Source organism: Streptomyces sp. NPDC050703 (genome assembly GCF_040654435.1).
In the GTDB taxonomy this organism is placed as follows: Bacteria; Actinomycetota; Actinomycetes; order Streptomycetales; family Streptomycetaceae; genus Streptomyces.
Window position 1 is genome coordinate 183,324 of record NZ_JBFAHX010000007.1, and the last position, 17,965, is coordinate 201,288.

Here is a 17,965-nt window from a genome sequence, read left to right on the forward strand (position 1 = left end):
GGCATCCCTCCGCTACCGGCGGATGCCGGCCCCCCGGGGGCGGCCCCGCCTGTCTCCCGCCTTTCTCAGGGAATTCACAGGTTCACGCAAGAGTGCTCTCACGGGCGGCTCCGAAGGTGTGGGGTATGACCACGATCTCGCCCCAGGCGCACTCCGCACTGCTCAGGCCGGACGGGAGCCCCGTCCGCGTACTCGTGGTGGACGACGAGGTGTCGCTCACCGAGCTGTTGTCCATGGCCCTGCGCTACGAGGGCTGGCAGATCCGCAGCGCGGGCGACGGGGCGGGCGCGGTGCGGGCCGCGCGGGCCTTCCGGCCCGACGTCGTGGTGCTCGACATGATGCTGCCGGACATGGACGGCCTCTCCCTCCTCGGCAGGCTGCGCCGCGAGATGCCCGACGTGCCCGTGCTGTTCCTGACCGCGAAGGACGCCGTGGAGGACCGCATCGCGGGGCTCACGGCGGGCGGCGACGACTACGTCACCAAGCCGTTCAGCCTGGAGGAGGTCGTGGCCCGGCTGCGCGGGCTGATCCGGCGGGCCGGGGCCGCGGACAAGCGCAGCGACTCCACGCTGGTCGTGGGCGATCTGACCCTTGACGAGGACAGCCACGAGGTGACGCGGGGCGGGGACTCCATCCACCTCACGGCGACCGAGTTCGAGCTGCTGCGCTACCTCATGCGCAATCCGCGGCGGGTCCTCAGCAAGGCGCAGATCCTCGACCGGGTGTGGAACTACGACTTCGGGGGCCAGGCCAACGTCGTCGAGCTCTACATCTCGTATCTGCGCAGGAAGATCGACGCGGGCCGGGAGCCGATGATCCACACGCGGCGCGGCGCCGGGTACCTGATCAAGTCCGCCGTGCCCGTGCCTTCGTGAGACGGGCACAGCCACAGCCACGGATACGAGTACAGGCGCCGGCCCGGCGGCGCACCCTGCGTACGCGGCTCGTGCTCTCCGCCGTCGCGCTGATCGCCGTCGTCTGCGCGGTGATCGGGACCGTCACCACCATCGCCCTGAAGTCCCATCTGTACGACCAGCTCGACGGCGCCCTCGGCCAGGTCGCCGCGCGTGCCGCCGGGCCGGCCGAGGTGCCCGACGGCGCCGCCCTGCCGGGGCACCGCGGCAACGGGCCCCCGGCGGCGCGCGATCCGCTGGAGTTCGTCTCGCGCGGGCCGCAGGAGATCGGCACGATCGGCGCCGAGGTGACCGCCGGGTCCATCGAGCGCGCGCTGGTCAGCACCGAGGCGGAGAGCGTCGGCGAACCGCCCGAGGCGACGCGCCTCGACTCCGGCCAGGCCGACGCGCTCGCCTCCGTGCCCAGGGACGGCGACGAGCACACCGTCGACGTCCCCGGGCTCGGCGAGTACCGCGTCACGTACGCGGCCGGGGTCAACGGCGACTTCGTCGTCGGCGTTCCGACCGCCGAGGTGGCCAACACCCTCAGCACGCTGATCGTCGTCGAGGTCAGCGTCACCGCCGCGGGCCTCGCCGCCGCCTCGCTCGCGGGCGCCGCCATGGTCGGGGTGGCCCTCCGCCCACTGCGCAGGATCGCCGCCACCGCGACCCGCGTCTCCGAACTGCCGCTGCACCGGGGCGAGGTGGCCCTGCCCGAGCGGGCCCCCTACGCCGATCCGCACACCGAGGTCGGCCAGGTGGGCGCCGCGCTCAACCGCATGCTCGACCACGTCCACTCCGCCCTCGACGCACGTCAGCGCAGCGAGACGCGGGTGCGGCAGTTCGTCGCGGACGCCAGCCATGAGCTGCGTACGCCGCTCGCCTCCATCCGCGGCTACGCCGAACTGACGCGGCGCGGGCGGGAGTCCGCCGGGCCCGACACGCGGCACGCCCTCGGGCGGATCGAGTCCGAGGCCGAGCGGATGACCGGGCTCGTCGAGGACCTGCTGCTGCTCGCGCGGCTCGACGCGGAGCGGGAGGAGGGGGCGGGGCTCGCGGGCGGCGGGGGCGTGCGCCCCTCGGCGTACCGGACCGGTGACCTCGCGCCGCTGGTCGTCGACGCCGTCGGTGACGCCCGTGCCGCGGGGCCCGGCCACCGCTGGCGGCTCGAACTGCCGGGGCCCGACGAAGCCGCCCTGGTCCGCGTCGACACCGACCGGCTGCACCAGGCCGTGGCCAACCTCCTCGCCAACGCCCGCACCCACACCCCGCCGGGCACGGAGGTCACCGTCCGGGTGCGCGCGGCCGGGGGCCGCGTCCGCGTCGAGGTGCGGGACGACGGGCCCGGCATCCCCGCCGAGCTGCTGCCCTCCGTCTTCGAACGGTTCGCGCGCGGCGACGCGTCCCGCTCCCGGAAGGCCGGTTCCACGGGCCTCGGACTGGCCCTCGTACGCGCCATCGTGACCGCACACGGCGGCACGGTCGCCGTCGAGAGCGTGCCGGGACGGACGGTCTTCGCCGTCGAGCTGCCGGCCGAGCCGCCCGCAGCCGGCCGGGGACCGGCCCCCGAACCCACCTCACAGCGGGGCCACAGGCTCACCACACCGCCCTGACAGACCACTTGGCGACCGTCGGTGGCATGCGAACCGATCCCTCACCGGCCGCGTCCGCCCCAGCGGCCACGCGAGCCGTCCCCTCCCGGGCGCGGGGCGCCCTGCCGGCCCGGGAGCACCTTCCCGCCGCGTGGCGCGAGGTCCCCGTCCTCGATGTGGTGATCCCCGTCTACAACGAGGAGAAGGACCTCGGGCCGTGCGTCGTGCGGCTCCGCGACCACCTCGTACGCACCTTCCCCTACCCGTTCCGCATCACGGTCGCCGACAACGCCTCCACGGACCGCACCCCGGCGGTCGCCGCCGGGCTCGCGGAATCCGTGGCGGAGGTGCGGCACGTCCGGCTCGACCAGAAGGGGCGCGGCCGGGCGCTGCGGGCGGTCTGGTCCGCCTCCGACGCGCCGGTCCTCGCGTACATGGACGTGGACCTGTCCACCGACCTCAACGCGCTGCTCCCGCTGGTCGCCCCGCTCATCTCCGGACACTCGGACCTGGCGATCGGCTCGCGCCTCGCGCGCAGCTCACGGGTGGTGCGCGGGCCGAAGCGGGAGTTCATCTCGCGGGCGTACAACCTCATCCTGCGCGGCTCCCTGCACGCGCGGTTCTCCGACGCCCAGTGCGGGTTCAAGGCGATCCGCGGCGATGTGGCGCGGGTGCTGCTGCCGCTGGTCGAGGACACCGGGTGGTTCTTCGACACCGAGATGCTGGTGCTCGCCGAGCGCGCCGGACTGCGCATCCACGAGGTGCCGGTCGACTGGGTCGACGACCCGGACTCCACGGTGCACCTGGTGCGGACGGCCACGGACGACCTCAAGGGCGTGTGGCGGGTGGGCCGCGCCCTCGCCGTCGGCGCGCTGCCGCTCGACCGGCTCGCCCGCCCCTTCGGGGACGACCCGAGGGACCGGGAGCTGGCCGGCGTCCCGCGCGGCCTGGCCAGGCAGCTCGTCGGCTTCTGCGTGGTCGGCGCCCTTTCGACCCTCTTCTACCTGCTGCTCTACAGCGGCTTCCGTACGTTCACGGGCTCGCAGACGGCCAACGCGCTCGCCCTGCTGGTGTCGGCCGTCGCCAACACCGCGGCCAACCGGAGGCTCACCTTCGGCGTACGCGGCAGGGACCGCGCGATCCGCCACCAGGCGCAGGGCCTCGTCGTCTTCGCGATCGGCCTGGCCCTGACCAGCGGTTCGCTCGCGGCGCTCGGCGCGGCGTCCGGCGACCCGGCGCACTCCACGGAACTGGCGGTCCTCGTCGCGGCGAACCTCGCGGCGACGGTCCTGCGGTTCCTGCTGCTGCGGGCGTGGGTCTTCCCGGACCGGTCCGACGACCGGGAGGCCCCGCGCCCATGCGGAACGACCAGCTCCGACGACCCGAGGAACGCACGATGACGACGATCCCCTCCACAGGCGTCCGCGGGTGGCCCGCAGGCGCCCGCCTCTGGCGCGGCCGTCCCGACGACCCCCGCTGGGCGCGCCCCGCGCTGCTCGGCCTGCTCCTCGCCACGGCGGTCCTCTACCTCTTCAACCTCAGCGCTTCCGGTTACGCCAACTCCTTCTACTCGGCGGCCGTCCAGGCGGGCAGCCAGAGCTGGAAGGCCCTGTTCTTCGGCTCGCTCGACGCGGGCAACGCGATCACCGTCGACAAGCCCCCGGCCGCGCTCTGGCCGATGGCGCTCTCCGTACGGCTCTTCGGGCTCAGCTCCTGGGCGGTGCTCGTCCCGCAGGTCCTGATGGGGGTCGCGACGGTCGCCGTGCTGTACGCGGCCGTGCGGCGGCGGTTCAGCCCGGCGGCCGGTCTGATCGCGGGCGCGGTGCTCGCGCTGACGCCGGTGGCCGCGCTGATGTTCCGCTTCAACAACCCGGACGCGCTGCTCGCCCTCCTGATGACCGTCACGGTCTACTGCGTGCTGCGCGCCCTGGAGCAGGGCCGCACCACGTGGCTGGTGTGGGCGGGCGCCGCAGTGGGCCTCGCCTTCCTGGCGAAGACGCTCCAGGCGTTCCTGATCCTGCCGCCGCTGGCCGTCCTGTACGCGGTGTGCGCGCCGGTACGGCCGCGCAGGCGCTTCGGCCAGCTCGCCCTCGCCGGGCTCGCGGCGGTCGTGGCCGGCGGCTGGTGGGTCGCGGTCGTGGAGCTGTGGCCCGCGTCCTCGCGCCCGTACATCGGCGGCTCGCAGAACAACTCCTTCCTTGAGCTGACCTTCGGCTACAACGGGCTCGGCCGCATCAACGGCGAGGAGACCGGCAGCGTCGGCGGGCGCGGCGGTCCCGGTGGCGGCGGTCAGTGGGGCGAGACCGGCATCGGCCGGATGTTCGGCTCCGAGGTCGGCAGCCAGATCGCGTGGCTGCTGCCCGCCGCGCTGATCCTCCTGGCCGCCGGGCTCGTCCTGACCCGCGGGGCGCGCCGGACGGACACCGCGCGGGCGGCGTTCGTGGCGTGGGGCGGTTCGCTCCTGATGACCGGGGCCGTCTTCAGCTTCATGGCGGGGATCTTCCACCAGTACTACACGGTGGCGCTCGCGCCCTGCATCGCGGCGCTGATCGGCATGGGCGCCACGGTCCTGTGGGAGGAGCGGGCCTCGCGGTGGGCGTGCGCGGCGCTCGGCGCGACGGCCGCGGCCACGGCGGTCTGGGCGTACGTCCTGCTCGCCCGGGTCCCCGACCACCTGCCGTGGCTGCGCTGGGCGGTGCTGTGCGCCGGCCTCGTGGGCGCGGCGGGCCTGCTGCTCGCCGGGCGGTTCGGCCGCCGCCTCGCCCTCACCACGGTGGCCGTGAGCCTCGCGGCGTCGCTCGCGGGCCCGCTGGCCTACACCCTCTCGACGGTGGACAGCGCGCACACCGGCTCGATCGTGACGGCGGGTCCGGCGTCCGCGGGGCGGATGGGTCCCGGGGGCGGTCCCGGCCGGGGCGGTCCGGGCGGCGACGGTGGTGACGGCGGCCCGCGCATGCCGGGCAGCCAGGGGAACCAGGGCGGCCAGGGCAGGGCGGCCCAGCCTCCGGCGGGCGGCGGCCCGGGCGGCGCCGCCGGCACGGGACAGGCACCGGCCAGCGTCCCCGACGGCCCCGGCGGCAGCGGGCAGGCGCGGCAGGGCGGTCAGGGCGGCTTCCCCGGCGGCGGCTCGCGCGAGGGCGGCGGAAGCGGCGGGATGGGCGGCATGGGCGGCCTGCTCGACGGCGCCCAGGTCTCCGCCGAGGCCAAGAATCTCCTGGAGAAGGACGCGGGGGACTACACCTGGGCCGCGGCGGCCATCGGCTCGCAGAACGCGGCGAGCCACCAACTCGCCACCGGTGAGCCGGTGATGGCCATCGGCGGCTTCAACGGCAGCGATCCCTCCCCGACGCTGCGGCAGTTCAAGCGGTACGTGGCGGACGGCGAGGTCCACTACTTCGTCGCGGGTGGCGGCATGGGCGGTGGCGGCATGGGCGGCAAGGGGACGTCGTCGGCGATCTCCTCCTGGGTGGAGTCGACGTTCACGAAGGTCACGGCGGGCGACGCGACGTTCTACGACCTGACGCGGCCGAAGAAGTAGCGGGGCAGCCGCCCGGCGGCGGGAGCGGGGGCACGGCGACCGAAAACGCCTTGTACGGCGTAAAGGAAGTGCTCTACGGTGTACGGGAAAGCTTCCCGTACACCGTAGAGCAGTCGTTCCCCCGGTCCCCGAAGGAGCCCACCCCATGACGGCGACGACCGCCGAGACATCGGCCGCCACGTCCCGGCACCCGCAGCGCTGGCTGATCCTCGGCGTCATCTGCCTCGCCCAGCTCACCGTGCTGCTCGACAACACCGTCCTGAGCGTCGCGATCCCCTCCCTCACCGAGGAGCTGGACGCGTCCACATCGGACATCCAGTGGATGATCAACGCGTACTCGCTCGTGCAGTCCGGCCTGCTGCTCACCGCGGGCAGCTCCGCCGACCGCTACGGCCGCAAGAAGATGCTCATGGCGGGCCTCGCGCTCTTCGGCGTCGGCTCGCTGGTCGCCGCGTTCGCGCAGTCGTCGGCGCAGCTCATCGCCGCCCGCGCGGGCATGGGCGTCGGCGGGGCGCTCCTGATGACCACGACGCTCGCGGTCGTCATGCAGATCTTCGACGACTCCGAGCGCGTCAAGGCGATCGGCATCTGGTCGACCGTCAGCTCCCTGGGCTTCGCGGCGGGACCGCTGCTCGGCGGCTTCATGCTGAACCACTTCTGGTGGGGCTCGATCTTCCTGATCAACCTCCCCGTGGCGCTGCTCGGCCTCGTCGCGGTCGCCAAGCTGGTACCCGAGTCGAAGAACCCGCAGGGCGACCGCCCCGACCTGCTCGGCGCGCTGCTCTCCACGATCGGCATGGCCTCCGTGGTCTACGCGATCATCTCGGGCCCCGAGCACGGCTGGACGTCGGCGCGGGTCGGCGTGGCGGCGGCCGTCGGTGTGCTGGTCCTCGGCGCCTTCGCGCTCTGGGAGCTGCGCATCCCGTATCCGATGCTGGACATGCACTTCTTCCGCAACCAGCGCTTCGTCGGGGCGGTGGCCGGCGCGATCCTCGTCGCCTTCGGGCTCAGCGGTTCGCTGTTCCTGCTCACCCAGCACCTGCAGTTCGTCCTCGGGTACGAGCCTCTTGAGGCCGGGCTGCGGACGGCGCCGCTCGCGGTCACCATCGTGGCCCTGAACCTGACGGGCCTCGGCGCCAGGCTGCACGCGAAGCTCGGCACGCCCGTGACGATCCTGACCGGCATGAGCGGCCTCGCGGCCGGGCTCGCGGTGATCGCCCTGCTCGGCGGCGACGACTACAACGGCATGCTCGCCGGGCTCGTCGTCATGGGCGCGGGCATCGCGATCGCCATGCCGGCCATGGCCAACGCCATCATGAGCGCCATCCCCGTGGAGAAGGCGGGCGTGGGAGCGGGCATCAACGGCACGCTCGCGGAGTTCGGCAACGGGCTCGGCGTCGCCGTGCTCGGCGCGGTCCTCAACTCCCGCTTCGCCTCGCTCGTGGCGGTCTCCGCGGCGTCCTTCCCGGCGGCCATGGCCGCGGCGGGGTCCGAAGGGGAGCGGGCGCGGATCGCCGACGCGTTCTCCTCGGGCCTGGAGACGAGCCAGCTCGTGGGGGCCGTCGCGGTCTTCCTCGGGGGCGTCCTCGCCGCGGCGCTGCTGCGCAGGGCGGAGAGGGCGGACTCCGCGGGGACGAAGGCGGCATAGCATCCTGGTGGGGCGGGCAGCCGGTTTCCGGACCGGTCGCCCCGGGTTCGAGAAGCGATCAGGAAGGTGCGCCATGGTCAAGGCAGCCGGCCGCACGAAGAACACGGCGCGGACGAGCGTCTGGCTGCACGGCAAGGCGTCCCGCGGCGGCACCCGCAAGGGCGACCAGCCGAGCGGGCTCGACCGGGAGCGGATCACCGGCGCCACGGTGCGGCTCCTGGACGCGGAGGGCCTCGCCAAGTTCTCCATGCGCAGGCTCGCGACCGAGCTGAACGTCACCGCGATGTCCGTCTACTGGTATGTGGACACCAAGGACGACCTGCTCGAACTCGCCCTGGACGCGGTGTGCGGGGAGATGCGGATTCCCGATCCGCAGGCGGCGCCCGGCGCCTGGCGGGAGCAGCTGCGGGCCCTCGCGGAGGAGTACCGGCGGCTGCTGATCCGCCACGCGTGGGTGTCGCCGCTGGTCGGCCGCTATCTCAACATCGGCCCGAACTGGCTGGCCTTCGCCGTCGCGATCCAGCGGACCGTACGCAACACCGGACTTCCCGCGTACGCGCAGAACGGCGCGATCTCGGCGGTCTTCCAGTTCGTGTACGGCTTCGGGACCATCGAGGGCCACTACATCGCGCGGTGCGCGGAGGCCGGGGTCTCCCAGGACGAGTACTACCGGGAGGCGATCGGCACCGTCCACCACGAACTGGCCGCGCACGAGGTCCTGGAGAGCGCGGACGAGCTGATCAAGGCGCGGGGCGAGGACACGGTCGAGGAGATGTGGCACCGGGACTTCACGATCGCCCTCGACCTCATGATCGCCGGGATCGAGGCGCTGGTCACCCGGGAGTGACGAGGCGGCGGGGTGGCGCGATGCCGCCCCGCCCCCGCGACGGCCGGCGGGTCAGACCTGCGGGAGGGCGTCGCCCTGCACCGCCTGGATGTCCAGCTCCACCCGCAGCGTCGTGCCGATGGCGGAGATGCCCGCCTGGACGACCTGGTTGTAGTTCATGGCGAAGTCCTCGCGGCGCAGCTCCGCCGTGGCCCGGAACGCGGCGCGCGTGCCGCCCCACGGGTCGGCCCCGGTGCCGAGGTAGCTGAGCTCCAGGTCGACGGGGCGTACGACCCCGTGCATGCCCAGCTCGCCGTGGACCGTCCAGCGGTCCTGGCCCGCGGGCGTCAGGCCGGCCGAGCGGTAGGTGATCTCCGGGTACCGCTCGACGTCCAGGAAGTCCGCCGACTTCAGGTGGCCGTCCCGCATCGCGTTGCCCGTGTCGATCGAGGCCGAGCGGATGACCGCCTCGACGCGCGACTTCTCCACGTCCTCCGCGATCTCGACCCGCCCGCCGAACTCCAGGAACCGCCCGTGCACGCTGGTGATCCCGAGGTGCTGCGCGACGGCGGCGACCGTCGAGTGCGCGGGGTCGATCGTCCACGGCCCCGGCGGCGGCAGCTCGGTGCCGCCCTGCCGGGCGAGGACGACGTTGCCCACGTCGGCCCGCCCACTGGCGGTGACGAGCGCGGTCGAGGCGACGGGCGCGTAGCCGACGGCGGTGACGATGACGGTGTACGGGCCCGCCGGCAGAGCCGTGGTGTCCCGTACGAGTCCCTCCTCGTCCGCCGCGGCGCGCAGCACCTGCGCCCCGGTCATGTCGGTCACCGTCACGACGGCGTGGGGCACGGCCCAACCGTCACGCGTCCGGATCCGAGCGTTGAGTCCCATCCGTTCACTCCTTGCCGGGCCTCCGTCAGCGAAGGCCATAAAAAGATCAAGAAAGATCGAGAAGATCGAGAAGATCAAGTCTGGCGGGGTCTGCCGCGGGGCCGTGCGGCCCTCGCAGAGGGCCCCCGGGCCGGTGGTGGCCGGCCGTCCCCTGCCGTGAATGCCACCATCGGCCCGGGGGCCCTTTTCCGCGACCGGCCCGTGGCCGCGCCTCCGCTCGGGGCGCGGCCACGGGCCGGGTCCTTCACTCGCCCGGGTGGGCGAGTTCGATGTCGTGGCCGTCGACGCCGCTGCCGGTCACCGTCAGGCCGGTGGCCACCGGCGGGTAACCGGTCGCGATGACCGTGTACTCACCGCTGTCCAGGTCGGTGAAGCCGTAGGCTCCGTCCGCCCCGGTGGTCGCGGTGGCGACGACGTTGCCCGCCGCGTCCACCAGGGTGACCCGGGCGTCGTTCAGCGCCGCGCCGCCGGCCCGCACGGTGCCGAGCACCTGCGCGCCGGAGTTGAGCTCGACCTCGACCCGGGTGACACCGGCGCCGCCGATCTCGACGGGCAGGGCCATCGGCCGGTGGCCCGCGGCGTTCACCGCGATGGTCACGGTGCCGGGCACCAGCTCGGCGAAGGTGAACTCGCCCTGCTCACCGGAGAGCCCGGTGGCCAGGACGTCACCGCGCACGTCGGTCACGATGACCATGGCGCCGGAGACGGGCAGCTTGCTGTCCGCGTCCCGCACCAGACCGCTGAGTCCACTGGTGCCGCTGAGCAGGATGTCGTACGCGAGGGCGTCCTCGCCCACGACGACCGTCGAGGCCTGCGGCTGGAACCCGTCGGCGGAGGCGATCAGCACGTACGAACCGGCGCCGGGGGCGTCGACCGCGTAGGAACCGTCGCCCTGTGCGACCGACCGGCCGAGCTGCCGTCCCCCGAGGGAGATCAGCGTGACGGCGGCCTGCGGCACGGGCGCGCTCTCGGCGCCGCGGACGTAGCCGTGGACCGGGACGCCGCCGGTGATCCGCGGCAGCTCACCGGAGCCCGCATCGGCGGCGGACGCCACGGCGGCGAGCCGCTGCGTGCCCTCGGGCCCGGTCTCGGCCCCCGTGGCGACGGAGGCGAGGACGGGCTGCTCGGCGGTGGTCCCGGCAGCCGGGGCGGCGGCGGGTGCGGTGGCCGGAGCCGCCGCGTCCGTGGTCTCGCCCGCGGCCTGGGCGAGGCCGCCCGAGGTCCGCAGCGGGACCTCCTTGATGAAGATGGTGATCAGGAAGGCGATCAGCGCGAGCGGCGCGGCGATGAGGAAGACATCCGCGATGCCGTGCCCGTACGCGCTCTCCATGACCGTGCGGAACGGCTCGGGGATCTTGTCCAGATCCGGGATGCCGCCGCCGGCGGTGCCGCCGTGGCCGAACTGCGCCGCAGCCTTCGGGCCGAGGTCGTTGATGCCGTCCTTGACGTAGTCGGTGATCCGCGTGGCCATGATCGCGCCGAGCGCCGAGACACCGATCGCACCGCCGAGGGAGCGGAAGAAGGTGACGGTGGAGCTGGCGGACCCGAGGTCCTCGGGGGCGACCTGGTTCTGCGTGCAGAGCACCAGGTTCTGCATCATCATGCCGATGCCAAGGCCCATGAGGGCCATGAAGATCGCGATGTGCCAGTACGCCGTGTCGTACCGGATGGTGCCGAGCAGACCGAGGCCCGCCGTCACCAGGAAGCCACCGCTGACCAGCCAGGCCTTCCACTTGCCCGTCTTGGTGATGATCTGGCCCGACACGGTGGACGAGACGAACAGACCACCGATCATCGGGATCGTCAGCACACCGGACATGGTCGGGGACTCGCCCCGCGCCAGCTGGAAGTACTGGCTGAAGTAGACCGTGCCCGCGAACATCGCGACACCCACGAAGAGCGAGGCGAGCGAGGCGAGCGTGATGGTGCGGTTGCGGAAGAGCCGCAGCGGGATGATCGGCTCGGCGGCCTTCGACTCGACGAGCACGAAGAGCAGTCCGAGGACGATCGAGCCGCCGACCATGGCGCCGGTCTGCCAGGACATCCAGTCGTACTTGTCGCCGGCGAAGGTGACCCAGACGAGCAGCAGGCAGACGGCGGCGCTGATGAAGAAGGCACCGGCCCAGTCGACCTTCACGTCGCGCTTGACGACGGGGAGCTTCAGGGTCTTCTGGAGCACGATCAGCGCGATGATCGCGAAGGGCACGCCGACGTAGAAGCACCAGCGCCAGCCGAGCCACGAGGTGTCGGTGATGACACCGCCGAGCAGCGGGCCGCCGACGGTGGCGACGGCGAAGGTGGCACCGAGATAGCCGGAGTAGCGCCCGCGCTCACGCGGGGAGATCATCGCGGCCATGACGATCTGCGCCAGGGCGGAGAGACCGCCGACGCCGATGCCCTGGACGACACGGCAGGCGATCAGCATGCCGGCGCTCTGCGAGAGACCGGCGACGACGGAGCCGCCGACGTAGATGATCAGGGCTATCTGGACCAGGGCCTTCTTGCTGAAGAGGTCCGAGAGCTTGCCCCACAGGGGGGTGGTCGCCGTCATCGCGAGCAGCGAGGCGGTGACGACCCAGGTGTAGGCGGACTGGCCGCCTCCGAGGTCGCCGATGATTTCGGGCAGGGCGTTGGAGACGATCGTCGACGACAGGATCGCGACGAACATGCCGAGCAGCAGCCCGGACAGCGCTTCCACGATCTGCCGGTGCGTCATCGGAGCGTTCTCACCGGAATGCCCGTGAGGTGCTCCGTGCTTGGCATGGCTGCCCCGCACACCGGCTGGTGTGGTTGTTGCCATGGACTTCCTTTTCTTACGCGGGTGTACGGGTGGTCTCCGACGTGGTCCGCACGTCGTGGGTGTGCACGTCGTGGGGGAGCCGGGCCGAAGCCGCACGGCAGTCCCCGAAGCTGTCGCGCAGTCGCGCGAGCAACGTGCTGAGCTGGACGACCTCGTCGTCGGTCCAGTCGTGCAAGTAGTGGGTGAGCGTCCGGATGGAGAGCTCGGAGAGCTCCTCGACCTTGGCCTTGCCCCCGGGCGTGAGCCGCAGGATGCGGGAGCGCTTGTCGGCGGGGTCGGGATCGCGGACGATCCACTCCTTCTCCGCGACATGGGCGACGTGCCGGCTGGTCACCGACGTGTCGACGGCCAGCAGCTCCGCCAGCCTGCTCATCCGCATCGCGCCGTGGCGGTCGAGCAGGATGAGCACGGCGGCCGATCCGCCCGGGCAGTCATGGGGCAGGCCCCGTCCGAGTCCGCGCTTCACGGCGCCGATGGCGCTGAGCTGTCGGGCCAGCTCCTCGTACTGACGCTGCGCGGCCACGGCACCTCCTGTTTTGTTGCTTAGGGCAACGATAAAACCAGTTGGTTGCCGCAGGCAAACTAAAACCGGACCAATGGCTTAAAGTCTCGGCAAAGGCCTGGAGGCCGGAACGTAAAGTCCCTGGCCGACGGGGGTTGGGCCCGGAGCCGTGCATTCGCTAGGGTCCTGCCTCATGGCACACAACCCCCAGGGTCACCAGGGCAACCCCGATCCCGCCGGCAGCACGCAGATGTTCCGGGCGTTCGTCGACGAGGCCCCGCAGGGCTCCCGGCAGCAGGCCGCCGCCTCTTCAGGGCCGCGGGTGGGGCTCATCCTCGGCGTGATCGTCGCGGTCGCCGTGATCGCCGGCGTGGCCTGGCTGGCGCTGGCGTAGCGGGCCCCGCGGCCTGGTGTGGGCCGTCGCTGGGCCGGGCTGCGAGTGCGGCGCCGTCTTGGCCGGGCGCGCGGTTCCCCGCGCCCCTGACCGGGTCACTCTCGTCCCGCGTGTGGTGAACGGCGCCGCCGTGGCCGGGCGCGCGCTTCGCCGCGCCCCTCGCGGGGGGCGCGCCTCACGGGTGGGGTGACTGTGCCGCCGGGTGACTTCCCCTCCGAGTCACCGTCGGCGGCGGCTTCGCGGACCGCTGGGACGCGGCGGCGGGGTCAGTCCGAGATCAGGCCGTCGCGCAGCTGGGCCAGCGTCCGCGTGAGGAGCCGCGAGACGTGCATCTGCGAGATGCCGACCTCTTCGCCGATCTGCGACTGCGTCATGTTGGCGAAGAAGCGCAGCATGATGATGCGGCGCTCGCGCGGCGGCAGCTTGGCGAGCAGCGGCTTGAGGGACTCGCGGTACTCCACGCCCTCAAGGGCCGAGTCCTCGTACCCCAGGCGGTCCGCGAGGGAGCCCTCGCCGCCGTCGTCCTCGGGGGCCGGGGAGTCGAGCGAGGACGCGGTGTAGGCGTTGCCCACCGCGAGCCCGTCGACCACGTCCTCCTCGGACACCCCGAGCGCGAGGGCGAGTTCGGGCACGGTCGGCGAGCGGTCGAGCCGCTGGGCCAGCTCGTCGCTGGTCTTGGTGAGCGCGAGCCGCAGCTCCTGGAGGCGGCGCGGGACGCGCACCGACCAACTGGTGTCCCGGAAGAAGCGCTTGATCTCCCCGACGACCGTCGGCATCGCGAACGTCGGGAATTCCACGCCGCGTTCGCAGTCGAAACGGTCGATCGCCTTGATCAGGCCGATCGTTCCGACCTGGACGATGTCCTCCATCGGCTCGTTGCGGCTGCGGAAGCGCGCCGCCGCGTACCGCACGAGCGGGAGGTTGAGCTCGATGAGCGTGTCGCGTACATAGACGCGCTCCGGGCTGTCCTGGTCGAGCGCGGCGAGCCGCAGGAACAGGGAGCGGGACAGGGTCCGGGTGTCGATGGCCTCCGAGGCCGGTGAGCCGTGAAGCGCGTCGGGCGCGGATTCGCTCGGGCTCTCGGCGAGCGTGAGCGTGAGCACCTTCGAGCTGCCCTGGTCTGCGGACATGCCACCCCCTTGAGGTCGCGGACGGTCGCGGTGGGCGCTCCCGTCGGAGGAACGCAGCCTCCACCTGAATACCGGAGGTGGGGCTACGGCAAACGCGGTTCCAGCAGAATGTCACATGTCGGCAACGCGCTGTAGTTACTTGTCGACAAACAAGGGTGACATCCGTGCAGGAAAGAGGGGGTCTGCGGCATTTCGGAGAAGAGTGCCGTCGGGAACAGCCCCGACCGCACTCCACCCGATACGGTTACGCCTCGATCCGATTTGCGGACCGAAGCCGAGCGAAGCTCCTGGCCAGAAGCCGGGACACATGCATCTGGGAAACACCCAATTCGGCGCTGATCTGTGATTGCGTCAGATTGCTGTAGTAGCGCAGGAGCAGGATGCGCTGTTCGCGCTCGGGCAACTGGACGAGGAGATGGCGTACGAGGTCGCGGTGTTCGACGCCGTCGAGCGCGGGGTCCTCGTAGCCGAGCCGGTCGAGCAGCCCCGGCAGCCCGTCGCCCTCCTGGGCCGCCTCCAGCGACGTCGCGTGGTACGAGCGCCCGGCCTCGATGCAGGCGAGCACCTCGTCCTCGGTGATGCGCAGCCGCTCGGCGATCTCCGCGGTCGTCGGGGAGCGCCCGAAGGCCGTGGTGAGGTCCTCGGTCGCCCCGGTGACCTGCACCCACAGCTCGTGCAGCCGGCGCGGGACGTGGACCGTGCGGACGTTGTCGCGGAAGTACCGCTTGATCTCGCCGACGACGGTGGGCATCGCGAAGGTGGGGAACTGCACCCCGCGCTCGGGATCGAACCGGTCGATGGCGTTGATCAGCCCGATGGTCCCGACCTGGACGACGTCCTCCATCGGCTCGTTGCGGCTGCGGAAGCGCGCGGCGGCGTACCGCACGAGGGGCAGGTTGGCCTCGATGAGCGCGCCGCGCACGCGGCCGTGCTCCGGGCTGCCCGGTTCGAGGTCCTTGAGCCGGCCGAAGAGGACCTGCGTGAGAGCCCGGGTGTCCGCGCCCCGGGAGCTCCCGGTGCCCGGTGCGGTCCTCGGGGGCGGAGCTTCAGGCGCAGTACTGGCCGGCACGGTCAACGCCACCCCTTCTCAGTCGAGCCCGGTCAGGATCAGTCGGCCCAGGTCGGTACGTCGATCGGCCTCGGTCAACTCATCCGTCAAAAGCGGTCATAGCATCACAAGACATGTGCACCGTGTGCAAGCACCCCATAACCACGTGTTGACCGCGGAACGGCCCCGCACCGGTGCGGTGCGGGGCCGTTCGGGGAGACGCGGGGCGGGCGGCTCAGAACTCGTAGTCGGCGATCACCCAGGTGGCGAACTCGCGCCAGAGCGCCACGCCGGCCTGGTGCGCCGGGTGCTCGATGTACCGCTTCAGGGCCTCGGTGTCCTCGACCGCCGAGTTGATCGCGAAGTCGTAGGCGATGGGGCGGTCGGTGATGTTCCAGTCGCATTCCCAGAACGTCAGCTCCGGGATCTGGCCGCCGAGCGCGCGGAAGGCATTGACGCCCTCGACCACGCGCGGCTCGTCGCGCCGTACGCCGTCGTTGAGCTTGAAGAGGACCAGATGGCGGATCACGCGCACTCCTTGGAGGGGGCTTCGGGCCTGACGGCCTCGGAACCGCTCAGTCCTTGCCTCCGTTGGCCACCCACGTCATGAAGTCGCCGATGCTCTGAGCGGCGGTCGAGACACCCTCGAAGCCTATCTGCACGTAGTCCGCGGCCTTGGCGGGGTCGGTGATGATCACGTAGAGCACGAAGACGACCACGACGAAGAGGCCGAGCTTCTTCCACTGCAACGCCACGATCTGGCCTCCCCTTGCCCGTGCTCCGGCTGTCCGTGCTCCCTGCGCCCCCTGGGACGGCCGTGAGTCTAACCCGGACCCTGTTCACGGGGTTTCCGAGGACCAACGACCCATCGGCGGACACCCTTTGCGCGGCCCCGGCGGACGGCGCCACATGCGACGAGCGGACGGCGGCACATACGACGGCGGACGGCGCCACAAACGACGAGGGGCCCGTCCGATCGGACGGGCCCCTCGTATCAAGAGCGGTAGCGGAGGGATTTGAACCCTCGGTGAGTTTCCCCACACTCGCTTTCGAGGCGAGCTCCTTCGGCCGCTCGGACACGCTACCGAGAGGAACTCTAGCCCACGATGGGCCGTGGTCAGAAATCGGTTCCCCGTGACGCCCTGAAGAAGCCGGTGAGAAGCGCGGCGGCCTCGTCGGCGAGCACGCCGTGGACGACTTCGGGGCGGTGGTTGAGCCTGCGGTCCCGCACCACGTCCCAGAGGGACCCGGCCGCGCCCGCCTTGTCGTCCCGCGCCCCGTAGACGACCCGGTCGACGCGGGACTGCACGATCGCGCCCGCGCACATCGTGCAGGGCTCCAGGGTCACGACGAGCGTGCAGCCGGTGAGGCGCCACTCGCCCAGCTCGGCCGCGGCCCGCCGGACGGCCAGCACCTCCGCGTGGGCGGTGGGGTCGCCGGTCGCCTCGCGTTCGTTGTGGCCCGTGGCGAGCACCGTCGTGCCGTCCGGGGACAGCACGACGGCACCCACGGGGACGTCGCCGCCCCCGACGGCCAGCTCGGCCTCGGCCAGCGCGAGCCGCATGGGCGCCCGCCAGCGGTCGCGTACGGGATCGCCGCCGGCGGTGCGGTGTTCGGTCGGATCGTTCACACGGGGAACCTAGCGGACGGTTTCGAGCACCTCCGCCGCCCCGAGGATTTCGGCGATGTCGTTGAGGGCGTCACCCGGTTCGAGGCCGAGCAGCTCCTTCTCCGGCACCCCGAGGTCGGTGAGGATCTCCGTGTCGCCGAGCGGGCCCGCGGGCGCCGCCTCCCCGGCGTCGGCGGGGCCTTCGTCCTCGTCGTCGGCGGAGTCCTCCGGCTCGCCGTCCTCCGTGCCGTCCAGGTCGAGGACGTCCAGGTCGTCGGACGCGTCCGGATCGCGGCCGAGCACCTCGTCGGTGAGCAGGATCTCCCCGTACGAGCTACGGGCGGCCGCGGCGGCGTCCGAGACGTAGATACGAGGGTCCTCCTCGCCGTCCACGCGGACGACGCCGAACCACGCGTCTTCCTGTTCGATGAAGACGAGCACTGTGTCGTCGTCGTGGTCGGCCGTGGCTTCACGGGCCAGATCGGCCAGATCCGCCAGGGTCTCCACATCGTCGAGCTCCGTGTCGCTCGCTTCCCACCCGTCTTCGGTGCGCGCGAGCAGTGCGGCGAAGTACACCGTGACTCTCCCACTGGTCATAAGCGGTGCCGGTTGGCGGTTTGGGGTCCCCCCGGCGAGGTCGGGGAGCGGGGGTCGCGGTGCCGAGCCCCGCCCATTCGGAATCGTGGCAGAAACAGCGCCGTCAGGAGAGGTCTTCGGCCCCCTGTGTCCGCGTCGGGTTTTTTCCCGGCCCCTTCACACCCCGTCGCGGAGCGGGGCCGTCACCAGCGGAAGGTGCGCATGCGCATCTGCTGACGCATCCGTGCCGCCCGGGCGCGGCGCGGCTTCACGCGCTCCCGCAGCTCGATGGCCTCGTTGCGCTCGCGGAGGAACTGCGCACGCCGCCTGCGGCGCTCGGCATCGGTCTCGTCCTCCGGCTTGCTCTCCGCCATCGCCACACCGCCTCAAGTCGTACGTCCCCACCTTCCCCCGGTCGGCGGCATTGATGCCAGCGCGGGACGGGGGCGGGCCCCGGTTACTGTTGGTGTCATACAGATCCACGTCGTCGACGACTCGACAACTTGTTAGAACACAAG

General features: G+C 72.1%; 17 protein-coding genes and 1 tRNA gene. 7 read left to right on the forward strand and 11 right to left on the reverse strand.

Annotated features, from left to right (window positions below; translation table 11 throughout):
* Positions 1 to 125 precede the first annotated feature (125 nt).
* From AB0I16_RS09640 to AB0I16_RS09665, 6 genes are all read left to right on the forward strand, one after another.
* Positions 126 to 875, forward strand: a complete 750-nt coding sequence (locus AB0I16_RS09640) for a response regulator transcription factor (protein WP_363248747.1) — start codon at positions 126 to 128, stop codon at positions 873 to 875.
* 23 nt (positions 876 to 898) lie between these two features.
* Entirely contained in the window at positions 899 to 2,506 is a 1,608-nt protein-coding gene (locus AB0I16_RS09645; RefSeq protein ID WP_363248819.1) for a HAMP domain-containing sensor histidine kinase, read from the forward strand.
* A 26-nt stretch (positions 2,507 to 2,532) separates the two neighbouring features.
* Positions 2,533 to 3,885, forward strand: a complete 1,353-nt coding sequence (locus tag AB0I16_RS09650) for a bifunctional glycosyltransferase family 2/GtrA family protein (protein ID WP_363248748.1) — start codon at positions 2,533 to 2,535, stop codon at positions 3,883 to 3,885.
* Positions 3,882 to 6,023, forward strand: a complete 2,142-nt coding sequence (locus AB0I16_RS09655; protein ID WP_363248749.1) for a glycosyltransferase family 39 protein — start codon at positions 3,882 to 3,884, stop codon at positions 6,021 to 6,023. The genes AB0I16_RS09650 and AB0I16_RS09655 overlap by 4 nt, the downstream gene beginning before the upstream one ends.
* Before the next feature lie 145 nt (positions 6,024 to 6,168).
* Positions 6,169 to 7,671, forward strand: coding sequence for an MFS transporter (locus AB0I16_RS09660; protein ID WP_363248750.1), 1,503 nt, complete (start codon positions 6,169 to 6,171; stop codon positions 7,669 to 7,671).
* A 73-nt stretch (positions 7,672 to 7,744) separates the two neighbouring features.
* Complete coding sequence (locus AB0I16_RS09665; RefSeq protein WP_363248751.1) at positions 7,745 to 8,518, forward strand: TetR/AcrR family transcriptional regulator; 774 nt, start codon at positions 7,745 to 7,747, stop codon at positions 8,516 to 8,518.
* Positions 8,519 to 8,569: 51 nt separating this feature from the next.
* Here AB0I16_RS09665 and AB0I16_RS09670 read toward each other — a convergent pair whose 3' ends face one another.
* The 3 genes from AB0I16_RS09670 to AB0I16_RS09680 all read right to left on the reverse strand — a co-directional run bounded on the left by AB0I16_RS09670 (position 8,570) and on the right by AB0I16_RS09680 (position 12,711).
* Complete coding sequence (locus tag AB0I16_RS09670; RefSeq protein ID WP_363248752.1) at positions 8,570 to 9,388, reverse strand: YceI family protein; 819 nt, start codon at positions 9,386 to 9,388, stop codon at positions 8,570 to 8,572.
* 244 nt (positions 9,389 to 9,632) lie between these two features.
* Positions 9,633 to 12,188: an MFS transporter gene (locus tag AB0I16_RS09675; RefSeq protein WP_363248753.1), complete on the reverse strand. Its 2,556-nt coding sequence runs from the start codon at positions 12,186 to 12,188 to the stop codon at positions 9,633 to 9,635.
* Between the two features lie 13 nt (positions 12,189 to 12,201).
* Positions 12,202 to 12,711 (reverse strand): MarR family transcriptional regulator, encoded by a 510-nt coding sequence (locus AB0I16_RS09680; RefSeq protein ID WP_363248754.1) that lies wholly within the window; start codon positions 12,709 to 12,711, stop codon positions 12,202 to 12,204.
* A 172-nt stretch (positions 12,712 to 12,883) separates the two neighbouring features.
* On the opposite strand from AB0I16_RS09680, the gene AB0I16_RS09685 reads away from it, so the two are divergent.
* Positions 12,884 to 13,084 (forward strand): hypothetical protein, encoded by a 201-nt coding sequence (locus AB0I16_RS09685; protein WP_363248755.1) that lies wholly within the window; start codon positions 12,884 to 12,886, stop codon positions 13,082 to 13,084.
* A gap of 266 nt (positions 13,085 to 13,350) precedes the next feature.
* On the opposite strand, the gene AB0I16_RS09690 is transcribed toward AB0I16_RS09685, so the two are convergent.
* The 8 genes from AB0I16_RS09690 to AB0I16_RS09725 all read right to left on the reverse strand — a co-directional run bounded on the left by AB0I16_RS09690 (position 13,351) and on the right by AB0I16_RS09725 (position 17,821).
* Positions 13,351 to 14,214 (reverse strand): RNA polymerase sigma factor SigF, encoded by an 864-nt coding sequence (locus AB0I16_RS09690; protein ID WP_062780947.1) that lies wholly within the window; start codon positions 14,212 to 14,214, stop codon positions 13,351 to 13,353.
* Between the two features lie 244 nt (positions 14,215 to 14,458).
* Positions 14,459 to 15,295: an RNA polymerase sigma factor SigF gene (locus AB0I16_RS09695; protein WP_363248757.1), complete on the reverse strand. Its 837-nt coding sequence runs from the start codon at positions 15,293 to 15,295 to the stop codon at positions 14,459 to 14,461.
* 202 nt (positions 15,296 to 15,497) lie between these two features.
* Positions 15,498 to 15,791, reverse strand: coding sequence for a Dabb family protein (locus AB0I16_RS09700; RefSeq protein WP_363248758.1), 294 nt, complete (start codon positions 15,789 to 15,791; stop codon positions 15,498 to 15,500).
* A gap of 46 nt (positions 15,792 to 15,837) precedes the next feature.
* Positions 15,838 to 16,017: a hypothetical protein gene (locus tag AB0I16_RS09705; protein WP_363248759.1), complete on the reverse strand. Its 180-nt coding sequence runs from the start codon at positions 16,015 to 16,017 to the stop codon at positions 15,838 to 15,840.
* Positions 16,018 to 16,263: 246 nt separating this feature from the next.
* Positions 16,264 to 16,348 (reverse strand) — tRNA-Ser (locus tag AB0I16_RS09710).
* Positions 16,349 to 16,379: 31 nt separating this feature from the next.
* The gene (gene tadA, locus AB0I16_RS09715; protein ID WP_363248820.1) at positions 16,380 to 16,826 is read right to left on the reverse strand and encodes a tRNA adenosine(34) deaminase TadA; all 447 of its coding nucleotides are present in this window, start codon (positions 16,824 to 16,826) and stop codon (positions 16,380 to 16,382) included.
* A 75-nt stretch (positions 16,827 to 16,901) separates the two neighbouring features.
* Positions 16,902 to 17,447, reverse strand: coding sequence for a hypothetical protein (locus AB0I16_RS09720; protein WP_363248760.1), 546 nt, complete (start codon positions 17,445 to 17,447; stop codon positions 16,902 to 16,904).
* Between the two features lie 203 nt (positions 17,448 to 17,650).
* On the reverse strand, positions 17,651 to 17,821 hold the full coding sequence (locus AB0I16_RS09725; RefSeq protein WP_363248761.1) for a hypothetical protein: 171 nt from the start codon (positions 17,819 to 17,821) through the stop codon (positions 17,651 to 17,653).
* Positions 17,822 to 17,965 lie beyond the last annotated feature (144 nt).